This is a genomic window from Cedecea sp. AS113 (assembly GCF_037152415.1).
GTDB lineage: Bacteria > Pseudomonadota > Gammaproteobacteria > Enterobacterales > Enterobacteriaceae > Cedecea.
In genome coordinates, this window is sequence record NZ_JBBCMI010000002.1 from 234,330 (window position 1) to 248,899 (window position 14,570).

Annotated in this window: 12 protein-coding genes; 4 read left to right on the forward strand and 8 right to left on the reverse strand. The window is 55.7% G+C overall.

All coding sequences use genetic code 11. The annotated features are described in order from the left end of the window. From WFN87_RS03290 to WFN87_RS03315, 6 genes are all read right to left on the reverse strand, one after another. Positions 1–609, reverse strand: a complete 609-nt coding sequence (locus WFN87_RS03290) for a GNAT family N-acetyltransferase (protein WP_336981188.1) — start codon at positions 607–609, stop codon at positions 1–3. Positions 610–647: 38 nt separating this feature from the next. Next, a complete protein-coding gene (locus tag WFN87_RS03295) occupies positions 648–1,655 on the reverse strand; it encodes a LacI family DNA-binding transcriptional regulator (protein ID WP_008458894.1) in 1,008 nt (335 codons plus the stop codon). A 30-nt stretch (positions 1,656–1,685) separates the two neighbouring features. Continuing rightward, positions 1,686–3,095, reverse strand: a complete 1,410-nt coding sequence (locus tag WFN87_RS03300; RefSeq protein ID WP_336981190.1) for a sucrose-6-phosphate hydrolase — start codon at positions 3,093–3,095, stop codon at positions 1,686–1,688. Beyond that, positions 3,092–4,465 (reverse strand): sucrose-specific PTS transporter subunit IIBC, encoded by a 1,374-nt coding sequence (locus WFN87_RS03305; protein WP_166992430.1) that lies wholly within the window; start codon positions 4,463–4,465, stop codon positions 3,092–3,094. Before WFN87_RS03305 ends, WFN87_RS03300 begins: the two co-directional genes overlap by 4 nt. A gap of 63 nt (positions 4,466–4,528) precedes the next feature. Next, entirely contained in the window at positions 4,529–6,046 is a 1,518-nt protein-coding gene (locus WFN87_RS03310) for a carbohydrate porin (protein WP_336707148.1), read from the reverse strand. Between the two features lie 155 nt (positions 6,047–6,201). Continuing rightward, the gene (locus WFN87_RS03315) at positions 6,202–7,125 is read right to left on the reverse strand and encodes an aminoimidazole riboside kinase (RefSeq protein WP_336981192.1); all 924 of its coding nucleotides are present in this window, start codon (positions 7,123–7,125) and stop codon (positions 6,202–6,204) included. Between the two features lie 221 nt (positions 7,126–7,346). Between WFN87_RS03315 and WFN87_RS03320 the strand changes: the two genes are divergently transcribed. Further along, positions 7,347–9,044 carry an NAD-dependent malic enzyme gene (locus WFN87_RS03320; protein ID WP_166863902.1) on the forward strand — a complete coding sequence of 566 codons (1,698 nt, stop codon included), beginning with the start codon at positions 7,347–7,349 and terminating at the stop codon, positions 9,042–9,044. Positions 9,045–9,096: 52 nt separating this feature from the next. Here WFN87_RS03320 and WFN87_RS03325 read toward each other — a convergent pair whose 3' ends face one another. Continuing rightward, positions 9,097–9,984 (reverse strand): LysR family transcriptional regulator, encoded by an 888-nt coding sequence (locus tag WFN87_RS03325; RefSeq protein ID WP_336981195.1) that lies wholly within the window; start codon positions 9,982–9,984, stop codon positions 9,097–9,099. 109 nt (positions 9,985–10,093) lie between these two features. Between WFN87_RS03325 and WFN87_RS03330 the strand changes: the two genes are divergently transcribed. Continuing rightward, positions 10,094–11,071 (forward strand): hypothetical protein, encoded by a 978-nt coding sequence (locus WFN87_RS03330; protein WP_336981197.1) that lies wholly within the window; start codon positions 10,094–10,096, stop codon positions 11,069–11,071. Between the two features lie 189 nt (positions 11,072–11,260). Further along, on the forward strand, positions 11,261–11,713 hold the full coding sequence (locus WFN87_RS03335; RefSeq protein ID WP_008458880.1) for an SgcJ/EcaC family oxidoreductase: 453 nt from the start codon (positions 11,261–11,263) through the stop codon (positions 11,711–11,713). A gap of 97 nt (positions 11,714–11,810) precedes the next feature. On the opposite strand, the gene WFN87_RS03340 is transcribed toward WFN87_RS03335, so the two are convergent. After that, a complete protein-coding gene (locus WFN87_RS03340) occupies positions 11,811–12,920 on the reverse strand; it encodes an ABC transporter substrate-binding protein (RefSeq protein WP_336981199.1) in 1,110 nt (369 codons plus the stop codon). A gap of 247 nt (positions 12,921–13,167) precedes the next feature. Here WFN87_RS03340 and tyrP point away from each other — a divergent pair, with 247 nt between their 5' ends. Next, positions 13,168–14,379, forward strand: coding sequence for a tyrosine transporter TyrP (tyrP, locus tag WFN87_RS03345; RefSeq protein ID WP_166863892.1), 1,212 nt, complete (start codon positions 13,168–13,170; stop codon positions 14,377–14,379). Positions 14,380–14,570 lie beyond the last annotated feature (191 nt).

The following is a 14,570-nucleotide window of genomic DNA, read 5'->3' on the forward strand; positions in this document are numbered from 1 at the left end:
TCAGGCGTTTTTGTCTGCGGCCAACAGTCCAAAAAGCGCTGAGTCAGAAATCACGCCGTTGATTTCCCAACGCTGCCGCAGCAGCCCTTCCTGAGCAAAGCCCAGCTTTTGCAGGGCGGCTGCAGAAGCCTGGTTGCCAGGATCAATTTCAGCTTCGATGCGACGCAGATGAAGCACCTTAAAGGCATAGCTAATCAGCGCCTCGGCGGCTTCGTTAACCAGTCCCTTCCCCCAGTGCTCGCGCCCCAGACCAAACCCAATCTCGGCGCGGCGGGAATGAAAGTCAAAGCTGAAAAGCATACATTTTCCCGCCAGCTGGCCCGACTGTTTATCCCGGATGCACAGCGTCAGCGCAGAATGGTCCTGCATCTCTGCCGTTCTGCGGTCGATAAAACGCAGAGCATCGTCAAGGGAGCACCAGGGCGCAGTGTTCCAGTATTTCATCACCTGTGGATCGGAAAAAATGCTGAGCAGTGCCGGGGCATCTTCCGGTGAGGGTGGCGAAAGTATCAGGCGCGGAGTTTCAATCATTACCTTGAACGGCGAGGCGTGTTCAGCCTGCTCTTTATCAGCAAGAAGCGTTCCGGCCGGGTAGCAAAAAGTTTGCATAACGTTATTTCCCTATAGCGATGGTGGCAGGCTGTTTGTTATGAATGCCGACGTAATATTTTGGCCGGAAGATAGCGCTGCATCGGCGTGGGCGACTGCCCGTCAATCAGCTTGCTGATCAGGTCATAGCAATGAAAAGCCAGCTGGCGGTTATCCTGCTGAATGGTGTCGATGCGCACCGACAGCGAGTCATACAGGTAGTGGTCGTCAAAGCTGGCCAGGTGAATGTCGCTCTCCAGCAGGTTGTGCTGGCTCATGTAGCGCAGCACGCCCTCAAGCAGGCCGCAGGCGGCGGTAAACAGCGCTTTGGGCGGACGTCCAAGCTGCGCGCACAGTGCAGCAAAGGACTCATAGCCCGAGCTCGGATGATAGTTGCCGTGAATGATCCACTCCGGGCGCAGCGTGACGCCCGCCTGAGCCAGGCCCTGGGTAAACCCTTCCAGCCGATCCCGCGTGGGGGAAAGCCTCGGCTGACCGCCTAAAAAGTAGAATTCATCCGCATGCTGGCGGGCAATCGGGGCGATCAGTTCGGCGGTAGGCTGCACGGAGTCGGTGGCAACCAGCGGCAGCGCAGTGTCGTTCATGTGCCGGTCAAACAGCACCACCGGCAGTTGCTCACTCAGTTTGTGGTAATCCACAGCTGTCAGCATGCTGGAGGCGACAATCAGGCCGTCAACCTGGCGCGCAATCATGTTGCTGACCACCATGTTTTCCTGGCCCGGATTTTCGTCGGTGCAGGAGATAAGTAGCTGAACGCCCGCTTCACGGCAGAGCATTTCCAGTTCGTGGGAGAAAACGGCGAACCCGTAGTTGGTGATTTCCGGGACCACAAGCCCAATGGTATGGCTGCGGTCATCCCGCAGCGAGCGAGCGTGAATGCTCGGCTGGTAGTGCTGCTGTTGCGCAATCGTCATGATGCGTTCGCGGGTGGACTGGGCTACCCTCAGCTCTTTGCCCCGGCCATTGAGGACCAGGCTGGCGGTCGCCTTTGAGACGCCCGCCAGTTCGGCAATATCTTTAATCGTGACGCGTTTGGTTTTTTTCACAGCGCAACCGTGGCAATGAGTCGAAAACCCTCATTGTATCATGCAGGAACGCAGCGGCCAGTAGCGCAACGTGACCGCCGACTCGCCGTTGAAAGAGAGCCGCTCCGAAGGATGCGGGAAATAGCGGCTGCTCATCACGCCTTCCCCCTGATTGATGAAGATCTCAACGCTTGAGCTGTCGCAGAGGATCTGCAGCGAGGCAACCGCGCCATGCCAGTAACGGTGAAGCGGATCGCCCGTCGCCAGGCTCGGACGCTGAAGCGTAATGCCCTGCCCGGTAACGTCCAGCGTCAGGCCGCCGCCAAAGCGGAGACTGAAGCGACCCGTGGCCTCTATCTGGAGTTCCAGGCGCGTTGCATCCAGCGCCGGAGCCAGGCTGGCTGGCCCTTGCCAGCGCTGTTCTTCTTCGCGCAGCAGAGCCAGTTCCGCTATCGGGTTTTGATAAAGCTTGCCGTTGTTAAGCGTAAGCTCCCGCAGGCAGGTCATCTGGTGGATCCAGCCCTGTTCACGGGTTGGCTGCAGCATCTCCTCGCCGTCCGGCACGCCCATCCAGCCGACGAGCAAACGCCGCCCGTCCGGCGCCAGCGCCGTTTGTGGGGCATAGAATTCAAAGCCTGCATCCAGTTCGTTCAAGTCGCCGTGGCTGAATGTCGCCGTGGCGTAATCAAAGTCGCCAACCAGATACGCCGCAGGGTAAACGTTCAGAAAGCGTTCATTTTGACGGGCCAGCCCCTGCGGACAGCAGAGCAGCACATGTTTACCGTCAAGAGGGAAAAGATCGGGGCATTCCCACATATAGCCTGCGTCAGCCAGCCCGTGGACGCCGTTCCCGGCAATTTCGCCTCTGTTTTCCCAGTCGCGCATATTCGGCGAAGAAAACAGCAATACCTTGCCCCGCTTGTGAAGATCCTGCGCGCCCAGCACCATGTACCAGACGCCCTCGTGCTGCCAGACCTTCGGGTCCCGCACATGCCCGGTGTAGCCCGCAGGCAGCGGTAAAACTGGACCCATTTTGTCAAAGCCACCGGCGCTGTTTTCCACCGCAAGGCATTGCCAGGCCGTGCGGCTGCCGTCGTCAAACTTAACGTTGCCGGTGTAGCACAGCGTCAGTCTGCCTTCGAGGTCAACGGCGCTGCCGGAGTAGCAGCCGCTGCGGTCGTATTCTTCATCCGGCATCAGCGCCAGCGGCTCGTGTCGCCACTGCACTAAATCAGCCGAACTCCAGTGGCCCCAGCACTTGTATTTATGGTCCGCCGCCAGCGGGTTCCACTGATAAAACAGGTGCCAGCGCCCGGCAAACCAGGTAAATCCGTTCGGATCGTTCATCAACCCGGTCACCGGGGCGTGATGCCACTGCGGATAGTGTTTATCCTGCAGGGCTTTGGGCTGGCCTGTCATCACGGCCTGCAAAATGGCCGGTAAACGGGAAGCAAGCGTCATGCTTCAGACTCCGCTTTGTATTTCAGTAACAGGGAGAGGATGAACGCCACGCCAAAAGCGATAACCATCCCGATGATGTAGTTCACCAGCGAACTGGCCTGCACAATAGCCATGCCCGGCAACGCGGTTAAGCCGACCGCCGTCATGTACACATGCACGGAAACCACCCAGGCCCCGCCGGCTGCGCCGCCCACTAGCGCCGCAATAAAGGGTTTAACAAACCTGAGGTTGATCCCGAAAATCGCCGCTTCGGTAATGCCCAGCATAGCAGAAAACGCCGAAGGCAGCGTAATTGCTTTGATTTTCGCATCCCGGGTTTTAAACCATACCGCCAGGCAGGCTCCGCCCTGCGCGACGTTTGCCATTGCCCAGATAGGCAGCAGGAAATTAACGCCGATGGCCGGATTGCCAAGCAGCCCGGCCTCAATAGCGTGGAAGCTGTGGTGAATACCCGTGATCACAATAACGGAATACAGCCCGCCAAAAAGCAGCCCGGCGAGCCAGCCCGCGTGGGCAATAAGCGTGCTGAGCACGAATGAGATGCCGTCCCCCAGCGCGCGCCCGGCCGGGCCGATAATCAGCAGCGCGATAAAGCCGGAAATGATGACCGTCAGGAACGGCGTCAGGATAAGATCCAGCGCATCCGGGATCACCCGGCGCAGCTGTTTCTCCACCAGACTCATAAACCACACCGCCAGCAGCACAGGGAAAACCGTCCCCTGGTAGCCAATCATCGCCACTTCCAGCCCAAAGAAGTTCATGGTGTGGAACCCGGCCGCCACGCCCCAGGCGTTGGTTAACGCCGGATGGGTTAAAATTCCGCCCAACGTCGCGCCCAGGTAGGGGTTGCCGCCGAACTCACGGGCGGCGGTGAAACCAATCAGGATAGGCAGAATAATAAACGCCGCCGAGCTGCACATATCCAGCATGATATAGAGCGCGTTATCCGGGCTGACCCAGCCGTAGGTTTTCACCATCCCGAGCAGCCCCATCAGCAAACCTGAGGCCACAATGGCAGGAATGATTGGCACAAAGATGTTCGACAGCAGACGGGCAATGCGCTGGAACGGATTCAGCTTTTTCGCCGCAAGATCTGCGGCTTCGGACTTGCTTGACTCTGCAATGCCTGCGGCCTGAATAAAGGCAGCATACACTTTATTCACTACGCCGGTGCCAAAGATGATTTGCATCTGCCCTGCGTTGCGAAAACACCCTTTCACGCCGTCGACTTTGCCAATCGCCTGTTGGTCTGCCAGCGCATCATCCACCAGAACCAACCGCAGCCTCGTTGCGCAGTGGGCCGCGCTGGCGATATTGTCTTTGCCGCCCAGCAGAGGAATCAGCTCTCTGGCAATGTGATTGAAATCCATAGTCACCTCTAAACGCTTTCTTGTTATGTCGTGGCACTCCCGCCGCAGCGGGAGGCCAGTTCGTTAAAACCAGGTTTCCATCTGAACGCCAAAGTTCCATTCCCCACCGGCGTTAAAGCCGCTGCTGCCGAAGGCGTCATTGCTCGCGTATTTGTCCAGTTTGCTGCTCCAGTCCATCCAGGTAGCAAACAGGCGCAGTTCCGGGCGGCTGAAGAAGTCGCCGATGCTGCCGGCCTTCAGCGTTGGGGCAAAGGTCAGCTTGTAGAAGCTGCCGTTGACCGCATTACGGTCTTTGTAGCCTTCTGGCCGCAGATCCATGTACTGATAGCTGCCCTCGAACGCCAGAGCAAAGTTCTGGGTGACTTCTTTGATAAGCCGCGCGTTGACCGTGGCCCATTCATAGCTGTCTCCCTTCACGTAGCGATCTTTACTGCTTTGCGCCAGCAGCGCCGGAGCAATATGCCAGCCGCCGCCAATCGGCGTCACGCCAAAGCTGGCAAAGCGCCAGGTATTCGCCTCCGACAGCAGCGCACCGTCCGACCCGATCCCTTTTACTTCGGCGCCAAGACCGTGGCCGTAGAGCAGCGCGGTTTTAGCGCTGCCTTCGCGCAGGCCGTAGAAGCTGTCGTTATGCAGCCCTACCAGAGTATGCACGCCGGTATTGGCGGCTTCTTTTTGAATCAAATCGCCATTGGCATCTTTTCGGTCGTCGTTATCCTTTGCCCGAAGCCCGGTGACCATCAGCTGGAACGGCCCGGCAAAGTGATTCATGGTCAGCATATAGTTCTGGACGGTGTTGCCGGTGTCTTCGAGGTTGCCAAAATTGCGGCCATAGACCGCAAAGTTGCTGCGCAGCCCGTCGTTCCATTTCACGTCATACACGCCGCCGCCGGTGCCGGCGAGAAACACCACGTCGGAGTCCAGCCAGTGAATGTCGAAATTGTCACGATCGAAGCGCTTGCCTGCCCACCAGGTACTGCCTTTCAGCGGGCCCTCAAAGCCGGGGAGATTCCCCAGTTCCGCGAAAGCCTGGCGAATATTCAGGTCGCTGCTGTCCGCCGACCAGTCGTTGTAGGTCTTTTGCCCGTCCGCGAGCATAGCTTTAAAGCGGGTAGTGGTGCCATTGTCCAGCGTCTGGCGGTGCTCCAGATTCAGCTCAACGTAGGTATCGGCCTCGTTACCCAGTCGCCCTACTGCCCCCCCGGTTTCCCCGGCGGGCGTTAAGTAAGGGCCGCTTTTACTGCTGGATGCAGAATCATTCATTAACAGGCCGGAACGCGCGTAGCCGTGGAATTCAAAACCAGTTTGCTTATCTGCTTTTGATTCCAGTCGGGCGGTACGGTCGGCCACCGCCTGAGTGGTTGCCTGAGTTTGCTGTTGTTGAGTGGCGAGCAGTTGCGCTTTGCTTTCGGCGGCGCTGGCGCGTTGTTCTGCGGCCTTCGCCCTGCTTTCTGCATCCTGTAAGCGCTGCTCCATCGCGGCAAGGCGTGATTCTATGCTGTTTAAATCCGTGGCGGCCTGCGCGGACGCCGTGCCAATCAGCAAGGCTATCATCACTGCCAGTTTATTTTTCTTATACATGTTCGTCGTATCCCTGAGAGGCTAATGTCATTTGTTTAGCTAAACCGGTTTAGTTGAAAAAGAGTAACCAGGGCGAAATACCGAAGGCAACGAATTTTGCTAAACCGATTTAGTAAATGTGACAGGCACGACAATCAGAATATATTTTTACCGTATTACAGCGATTGCTCGACCTCTTCCCGGTGAGGCAGCGCGGTCATCGCGCCTTTCGCCGTTGTCGCCAGCGCCCCGCAAAGCTGCGCCTGAGCGATAATCCCGGCCAGGGCTTCTTCGCTGTCGGGTAAGCCCTGGGTCGCCAGGCCGCTGAGCAGCCCGGCAACAAAAGCATCGCCTGCCCCGGTGGTATCCACACAGACCACGGGCCGGGCATCAAAGTGGTAGATCTGACCGTGGTAATACACCAGCACGCCTTCCTTGCCCTGAGTGACCAGCAGAAGTCGCATAGCAAAGCGGCTGACCAGCTTTTTGATGCCCTCATGGAGATGGGTTTTCCCGCTGATAAAAATCAGCTCTTCGACGGAGAGTTTCACCACATCGGCCAGCAGCAGCGCCCTCGTCAGGCAAGCCTGCAGCTCTGCAACGTCATACCAAAGATCGGGACGGATATTAGGGTCAAAGCTGACCTGGCCCCCGGCTTTTTTTATCTGCTCCATGGCGGAGAACGTCGTGCTCCGGCTGGGTTCCGCGCTTAAGGCTATCGAGCAGACATGCAGCCACTGACCGTGGCTGAAGGACGGAATATCATCGTATTCAAGGAATAAATCCGCACTGGGGCGAACCATAAAGGTGAACGTGCGTTCGCCGTGTTCATCCAGATCTACCACCACCGTGGAGGTTCTCTGGTTGGCATCCAGCCGCATAAATTCGGTGTTTACTCTTTCTTCCTGCAGCGTGCGTCGCATAAAGCGACCAAAGGGATCGTCCCCCACGCGGCCAATAAATCCGCTGCTGCCGCCGAGGCGCGCAATCCCGACGGCAACATTGGCCGGTGCCCCGCCAGGGCATTGCAGTAACCGGCCATTGCCGTCCGGAAGCAGATCGACGACGGCATCGCCCAGAACCCAAACTTGTACGCTCATGGTGTCTCCATTCGTAAGCTAAATATTGCTAAACTGGTTTAGCTATTTAAACACACTCACGGAACGCGCTGAAACAAAATTCCTGCCGATTTGAGGACTTGTGTAACCAAAGTTCTTGGCCTGGCGGTGTCGGATGCAAAATCGCTGTGCCATAATATTGCGCGAAAACTTACCGAATGAGCCTTACTGGCAAGACGTTACGTCGAAAAAAGAGTATGCACATGGACATCAAACCAAAAAAACATCGCTCGCTTTACATCCCTTACGCCGGACCCGTTTTACTTGAATTCCCCCTGTTAAATAAAGGCAGCGCTTTCAGCATCGAAGAGCGCCGCAATTTCAACCTGCTCGGCCTGCTGCCGGAAGTGGTTGAAACCATCGAAGAGCAGGCGGAACGTGCCTGGATTCAGTACCAGGGCTTCAAAACCGAAATCGACAAGCACATCTACCTGCGCAACATCCAGGACACCAACGAAACGCTGTTCTACCGCCTGGTTGAAAATCATCTGGAAGAGATGATGCCGGTGATTTACACCCCCACCGTGGGGGCCGCCTGTGAGCGCTTCTCAGAAATCTACCGCCGCTCTCGCGGGGTGTTCATCAACTACGAAAATCGTCACCACATGGACGATATTCTGCAGAACGTGCCGAACCACAACATCAAAGTGATCGTGGTGACCGACGGCGAACGTATTCTCGGCCTGGGCGACCAGGGCATCGGCGGGATGGGCATTCCTATCGGGAAGCTATCGCTGTACACCGCCTGTGGCGGCATCAGCCCGGCCTACACCCTGCCGGTGGTGCTGGACGTCGGCACCAACAACCAGCAGCTGCTGAACGACCCGCTGTATATGGGCTCTCGCCATCCGCGCATTACCGGCGACGACTACTACGAGTTTGTGGACGAGTTTATCCAGGCCGTGCGCCACCGCTGGCCGGACGTGCTGCTGCAGTTCGAAGACTTCGCGCAGAAAAACGCCATGCCGCTGCTGACCCGTTACCGCGACGAGATCTGCTCGTTTAATGATGATATTCAGGGCACCGCCGCTGTGACCGTCGGGACGCTGATCGCCGCCAGCCGTGCGGCAGGCAGTCAGCTTAACCAGCAGAAAATCGTCTTCCTGGGCGCAGGCTCCGCGGGCTGCGGCATCGCCGAGCAGATCATTGCCCAGATGCAGCGCGAAGGGCTGAGCGAAGAAGCCGCCCGTGGCAACGTGTTCATGGTTGACCGTTTTGGCCTGCTCACCGACAACATGCCTAACCTGCTCTCCTTCCAGACCAAACTGGTGCAGAGCCGCGAAAGCCTGGCGGAGTGGGATCTGGAAAACGAAGCGATTTCCCTGCTGGACGTGGTGCGTAACGCGAAGCCAAACATTCTTATCGGCGTTTCCGGCCAGACCGGCCTGTTCACCGAAGAGATCATTCGCGAAATGCACAAGCACTGCGCTCGCCCAATTGTGATGCCGCTGTCTAACCCGACTTCCCGCGTGGAAGCCACGCCGCAGGACATCATCACCTGGACCGATGGCGCCGCGCTGGTGGCCACAGGCAGTCCGTTTGATCCGGTGACCTGGAAAGATAAAACGTACCCTATCGCCCAGTGCAACAACGCCTATATTTTCCCTGGCATTGGCCTCGGGGTGATTGCCTCCGGCGCGTCGCGCATTACCGACGAAATGCTGATGGCGGCGAGCGAGTCGCTGGCTCAGCATTCTCCGCTGCTGAACAATGGAGAAGGCATGGTGCTGCCAGAGCTGAAGGACATTCAGAAAGTGTCCCGCGCTATCGCCTTTGCCGTGGCAAAGATTGCCCAGCAGCAAGGCGTAGCGGTAGTGACCTCCGCTGAAGCCCTGAAGCAGGCCATCGACGACAACTTCTGGCTGCCGGAATACCGCGACTATCGCCGGACTTCCATCTAACGAAGCCATTGTGGTACATGTTCAAACCCGCCTTTCGGCGGGTTTTTTATTTTCAGTTTCGCGCCTTAAGAAAGTCCAAAAAAGCGCGGAAAGCGGCGGACGGATGCTTGCGATTCGGGAAATAGAGGTGAAAACCCGGCAGCTCCGGCAGCCAGTCATCCAGGACGGAAATCAGTTTCCCGCTCTGAAGGTGTGGTTCGGCCATCTCCCGCAGCACATAGGCCAGGCCCACGCCGTTAAGCGCCATGTCGAGAGCAATATCCAGGTCGTCCACAACCACGGGGCCACTCACAACGACCTCCTCACGGCTTTCAGCTTGTTCAAAATACCAGCCAAAAGCTTTCCCGCTGGGGTAACGGAATTGAATGCATTTGTGTTCAGTTAACCGCTGTGGCTCTGCCGGGATCCCATGCTGAGCAAAATATGCCGGCGTGGCGACAACCGCGTAGCGTACCGGCGGACCGACAGGAATAGCTTTCATATCCTTCTCTATAACCCGGTTCAGCCTCACGCCTGCATCAAGCTGCGCCTTCACAATATCGACCAGCCGGTCATCCATCTGCACTTCAACCTGAATATCAGGATACTGACGGGTAAAGTCGGCAATCAGCGGCGCAAGCTGAAGCCTGCCGCCCTGGCGTACAACATTGAGCCGAATAATGCCCATCGGCGTCTCGCGATAAAGGTTGAGTTCGTCGAGCGTGAGGCTGATGTCATCAAAAGCCGGGGTAACCTTCTCATGCAGTTTTCTTCCCGCCTCGGTGAGCGACACGCTGCGCGTCGTCCGGTTGAACAGCCTGACTTTAAGCCGCTCCTCCAGTTGGCGAATGGAATGGCTTACGGCCGAGGGCGTTAGCCCAACCTCTTCCGCCGCCTGACGAAAACTGCGGTACTTCGCCACGATCACGAAATAGCTGAAATCCACCAGCTTTATGCTCATTAGTGAATATTCCTCACTTCCCCAAGAAAATTCATGATCTTTATTACACACCAGACGGGGGATAAAGTCTCGCTATCGCAATAGATATCCCTGATAACGAGGTTTTAAGATGAAAAACATTAAATTAGAAAAAGTCTTCATCGCCGGTGGCTACGGCATGATTGGGTCAGCTATCGCCCGCCAGATTCGTGAGCATTTTCCTGCGGTTGAACTGGTGATTGCAGGTCGCAGTCCGGCAAAAGGCGCGAAGTTAATCGAGCAACTGGGGTTCGCGCACCCGGCGTTTATCGACCTCACCGGAGCGGAAGTGCCTGAGCACGCCGCTAACGCGCAGCTTATTATTGCCGCCGTGCCGGACCCTAAGAACCTGCTGGCGGAGTTTGCTATCAAAAATAACATCGCCTTCATCAATATTACCCAGGCAACGGGTGACGCCATTTTGCCGCTGCTGAATTTAACTCAGCGCTATCGGCCGACTCAGCCCGTCGTGCCCCTGGGCTATTACGAAGCGGGCCTGTTTTTACCGTTGGTTAGCCTGCTTGCCGCTGATTTTAGCGTTATTGATAGCGTGCAGCTTTCCGCGCTTCATGACCCGGCGGATCCGTTGGGAGAACTTTCCAGCAGCGAATTAGGCAATGAACTTGCTTCGGCTCTGATTCGGGAGTCAGGAAGCTGGACGCATTCATCCACTCCCCGGGATATCACTCTCCAGAATGGTGAAGTGGTTCAGGGCGTGCCGTTCAGCATACTCGATACCACCGCGGTGGCCGCTGTAACCAGCGCGAATTCAGTCAGGCTCGATATCGCGGCGGGTACGTCAATGGGTATGCATCAGCATGGCAAGCCGTCTATTGACCTGTACGTTGATATTGCCGGCACGGATTACGCTGGCGAGCATGTCAGAAAGCGCGTGATTGCCTCTGACCCACACGGGCAGGCGCATATGACCGCTTTTGGCGTGCTGACGGTGATTAAGGCTATGCTGACAAGTGAAAAAGGTGGCCTGGTTGCCGCTGAAATGCTGCTGGATATGGCTGCGGCGCTGCAGCAAATGAAAGACACCGGGATCGCCATTTCCCGCGAATAAGAAAAATATCAATGCAGGGTCCTGCATTATATTCATCACGTTAAGAAGAAAGACTCACCTATAAAACGATTCAGGCCGTAGGCATCAATATAAGTAAATATATGTAACTATATACAATGATCATTGTTGCGAATTGGAATTATTGATACTTTCCCGGCAGTTTAACCACACTCAAAAAAGGGAAATATTATGAGGAAAGTGTCAGCTTTTATCGGTTCATTACTGCTGGTTTCTGGTTCCACATGGGCCGCGCCCGCTAAGGATTGTGTGAAAGTGGACAAAGCCGCGATAGAAGGCTTGTTCGACCGCTGGAATGACTCGCTAAAGACTGGAGATGCTAAAAAAGTCGCTGATACGTATCTTACCGATGCGGTGTTATTGCCTACTGTGTCAAACCAGGTACGTCTGACGGACGCCGAACGTGTGGATTATTTTGAACATTTTCTGGCGAAAAAGCCGGTGGGTAAAATTGACAGCAGAACGGTTAGAATTGGCTGCAATAAAGCGATTGATGTAGGGACCTATACCTTTACCTTTGAGGATAAAACGACGGTTTCTGCACGATACACTTTCACCTACGCCTGGGATGGCAGCGACTGGAAAATCTCTTCACACCACTCTTCCGCGATGCCTGAAGTTTAATTAATAAAGGCGGTGACGTTTGTCACCGCCTTTATTGGCTTGTCTGAATACCAACAGGGCCACTTTAATCGTGCGCGTTTCGTTTCTTGAAAAGCGATTATGGCTTTTTGTAGACGTAACTCAGCAGAATAGGATCGTCAGGGATCTGCGTGAACTGCGTGATTATCTGGTGGTAGTCCGCCGTTGGGTCAAGATCCTGCAGTTTTTGCGGGTACAGGTCTTTGGCTAAGATTTCCATCCCGATAATGTTGTACGGGTGATTATAGAAGTGGTGATACACGCCGTAGACCTTGCCTTCTTTCACCGGCTCGATGTTCTGGAACGTGTTACGGGCCAGCAGTTTACTGAAGGTGGCGTTCACTTCCTGCGGCGTACCGCCGTAGCCAAACGGCAACACGCTCGGATTCGGGCGTTTAGAGCCGGACATAATATAGACGTCAGGCTTCATGGCGATGATCTGCTCCATAGAGACAAACCCGGCGCTGCCAGGCAGCAGCTTAGAACCAATGTTCCTCCCGCCTACCGCTTCCACCAGCGCGCCCCAGCCGTTGTGCCCGTGGGTGAAGCAGCAGTTCTCGGTGTTACCGGCGATCGGCTCAATAAACACCGTAGGTTTGTTTTTAACATCGGCCGCCACCTGCTGAATGCGGGCCAGGTGCTGCTGGTAATAGTCAGTGTACTCTTTGGCGCGTTTCTCCTGATTAAGCACGGTGCCCAGCAGTTTCACGCTGTTGGCGGTGTTCTCTACCGGGTGCAGCTCATAATCAACGAACACCACCGGAATATTGAGTTTTTTAAGGGACTTAATAACGCCGGTTTGCTCCAGCGCAGGCTTGGCCCGCAGTTGCGCAATCATGATGTCCGGCTGCTGCGCCAGCACGCTCTCAAGGTTGACTTCGCCCTGATCGCTAAAGCCCATATCAATAATTTTGGTGGCTTCGGGCCATTTGCCCTTCAGCACATCCCAGGTTTGGGTGTCCTGTTTTTTCGGCAGGTTATTCCAGGCTACAACGCGTTTGAACGGATCTTCACGGTCAAGCAGCGCAAGCGACAAAATGTCTCGCCCATCCTGCAGGATCACATGCTGCGGTTCTTTTTCGATAGTAATACGCTGGTTATCCATGTCGGTAACCGTGATCGGGTAAGTGGTGGCGCCGCACCCCGCCGAAGCGAGCAGTAACCCTGTCAGGACCAAATTTGCTTTCATTGATTGATGCTCTCCATGAGAAAGAGATTAGTTATTATTACTATTTATATTAATAAAGCCTTAATTTCCCACGGTATGGCAAGCACTGATTGGTTTAATTTTATTACGTGACAATGTCACAAAAAACTTAAGCAAAATCGTAAACATATGAATACACCTCCCGTAACCCTCATTTGACGCATCTACGCTTTTCCCTTACCCTGCGCGGCATAAATGTATACAGCTCTTCGTAAATTCAGAGGAAAGCGTGAAGAACAGGACTCTTGGCAGTGTTTTTATCGTGGCGGGAACCACCATTGGCGCAGGCATGCTGGCGATGCCGCTGGCGTCTGCTGGCGTAGGGTTTAGCGTCACGCTGCTGATGCTCGTCGGCCTTTGGGGATTAATGTGCTACACCGCACTCCTGCTGGTTGAAGTGTATCAGCACGTTCCGGCGGACACCGGTCTGGGTACCCTCGCCCGGCGCTACCTTGGCCGCCCCGGCCAGTGGTTAACGGGGTTCAGTATGCTGTTCCTGATGTATGCCCTGACGGCGGCCTACATTAGCGGCGCCGGTGAACTGCTGGCGGCAAGCCTTAGCCAGTGGCTGTCCACTTCTATCTCCGCTACCTCCGGCGTGCTGCTCTTTACCGTTGTGGCGGGTGGGATTGTCTGCATCGGTACTCACATGGTCGATATGTTTAACCGCGTGCTGTTCAGCGCCAAAATCATTCTGCTGGTGGTAATGCTCGCCCTGATGATGCCGCATATCCACCACACCAACCTGCTCACGCTGCCGATTGAGAAAGGCCTGGCGCTTTCCGCTATCCCGGTCATCTTTACCTCGTTTGGCTTCCACGGCAGCGTACCGAGCATTGTCAGCTACATGAACGGCAATATTCGCAAGCTGCGCTGGGTGTTTATCGTCGGCAGCGCTATTCCTCTGGTGGCCTATATCTTCTGGCAACTCGCCACCCTCGGCGCCATTGACTCGCCAACCTTTACCGGGCTGATGGCGGAACATTCCGGGCTGAACGGCTTCCTGCAGGTGGTGCGTCAGGTGGTGGCCACCCCTCACGTTGAGCTGGCGATTCATCTGTTCGCCGACTTTGCGCTGGCGACGTCATTCCTCGGGGTTTCGCTGGGTTTATTCGACTACCTGGGCGATCTCTTTGCCCGCAACCGGAAAGCGTCTGGCCGCCTGCAAACCGGGCTGATGACGTTCCTGCCGCCGCTGGTATTTGCCCTGTTCTACCCGCAGGGGTTTGTGATGGCGCTGGGCTATGCGGGCGTTGCGCTGGCGGTGCTTGCCCTGCTGGTACCGTCGATGCTGGTGTGGCAAAGCCGCAAACAGCATGCGGAGGCAACGTGGCGCGTGACGGGCGGTAAGCCGCTGCTGGGGCTGGTCTTTGCCTGCGGGATCGCGGTGATTGTTATTCAGTTCCTGATTACCGTCGGCCTGCTGCCGGAAGTCGGTTAACGCTCTCGATATTCACGCGGGGCATTCGTCCCGCGTTCTTCATTTTTTCTGCTAATTCCCCGCTAAATCATCAGGATTTTGGACATAAAACCAGTAATTATGTAAGCAGAGTTAATATTGTAAATGCTAATTATTGTTATTATCATCTTAATTCCCATTATAAAATCGCTTCAGTTCAGATAAACAACATC

Coding starts and splice junctions, on each gene's coding strand:
- WFN87_RS03290 (WP_336981188.1), bottom strand. CDS start 609: ATGCAAACTTTTTGCTACCCGGCCGGAACGCTTCTTGCTGATAAAGAG.
- WFN87_RS03300 (WP_336981190.1), bottom strand. CDS start 3,095: ATGACGCTTGCTTCCCGTTTACCGGCCATTTTGCAGGCCGTGATGACA.
- WFN87_RS03305 (WP_166992430.1), bottom strand. CDS start 4,465: ATGGATTTCAATCACATTGCCAGAGAGCTGATTCCTCTGCTGGGCGGC.
- WFN87_RS03310 (WP_336707148.1), bottom strand. CDS start 6,046: ATGTATAAGAAAAATAAACTGGCAGTGATGATAGCCTTGCTGATTGGC.
- WFN87_RS03315 (WP_336981192.1), bottom strand. CDS start 7,125: ATGAGCGTACAAGTTTGGGTTCTGGGCGATGCCGTCGTCGATCTGCTT.
- WFN87_RS03320 (WP_166863902.1), top strand. CDS start 7,347: ATGGACATCAAACCAAAAAAACATCGCTCGCTTTACATCCCTTACGCC.
- WFN87_RS03325 (WP_336981195.1), bottom strand. CDS start 9,984: ATGAGCATAAAGCTGGTGGATTTCAGCTATTTCGTGATCGTGGCGAAG.
- WFN87_RS03330 (WP_336981197.1), top strand. CDS start 10,094: ATGAAAAACATTAAATTAGAAAAAGTCTTCATCGCCGGTGGCTACGGC.
- WFN87_RS03335 (WP_008458880.1), top strand. CDS start 11,261: ATGAGGAAAGTGTCAGCTTTTATCGGTTCATTACTGCTGGTTTCTGGT.
- WFN87_RS03340 (WP_336981199.1), bottom strand. CDS start 12,920: ATGAAAGCAAATTTGGTCCTGACAGGGTTACTGCTCGCTTCGGCGGGG.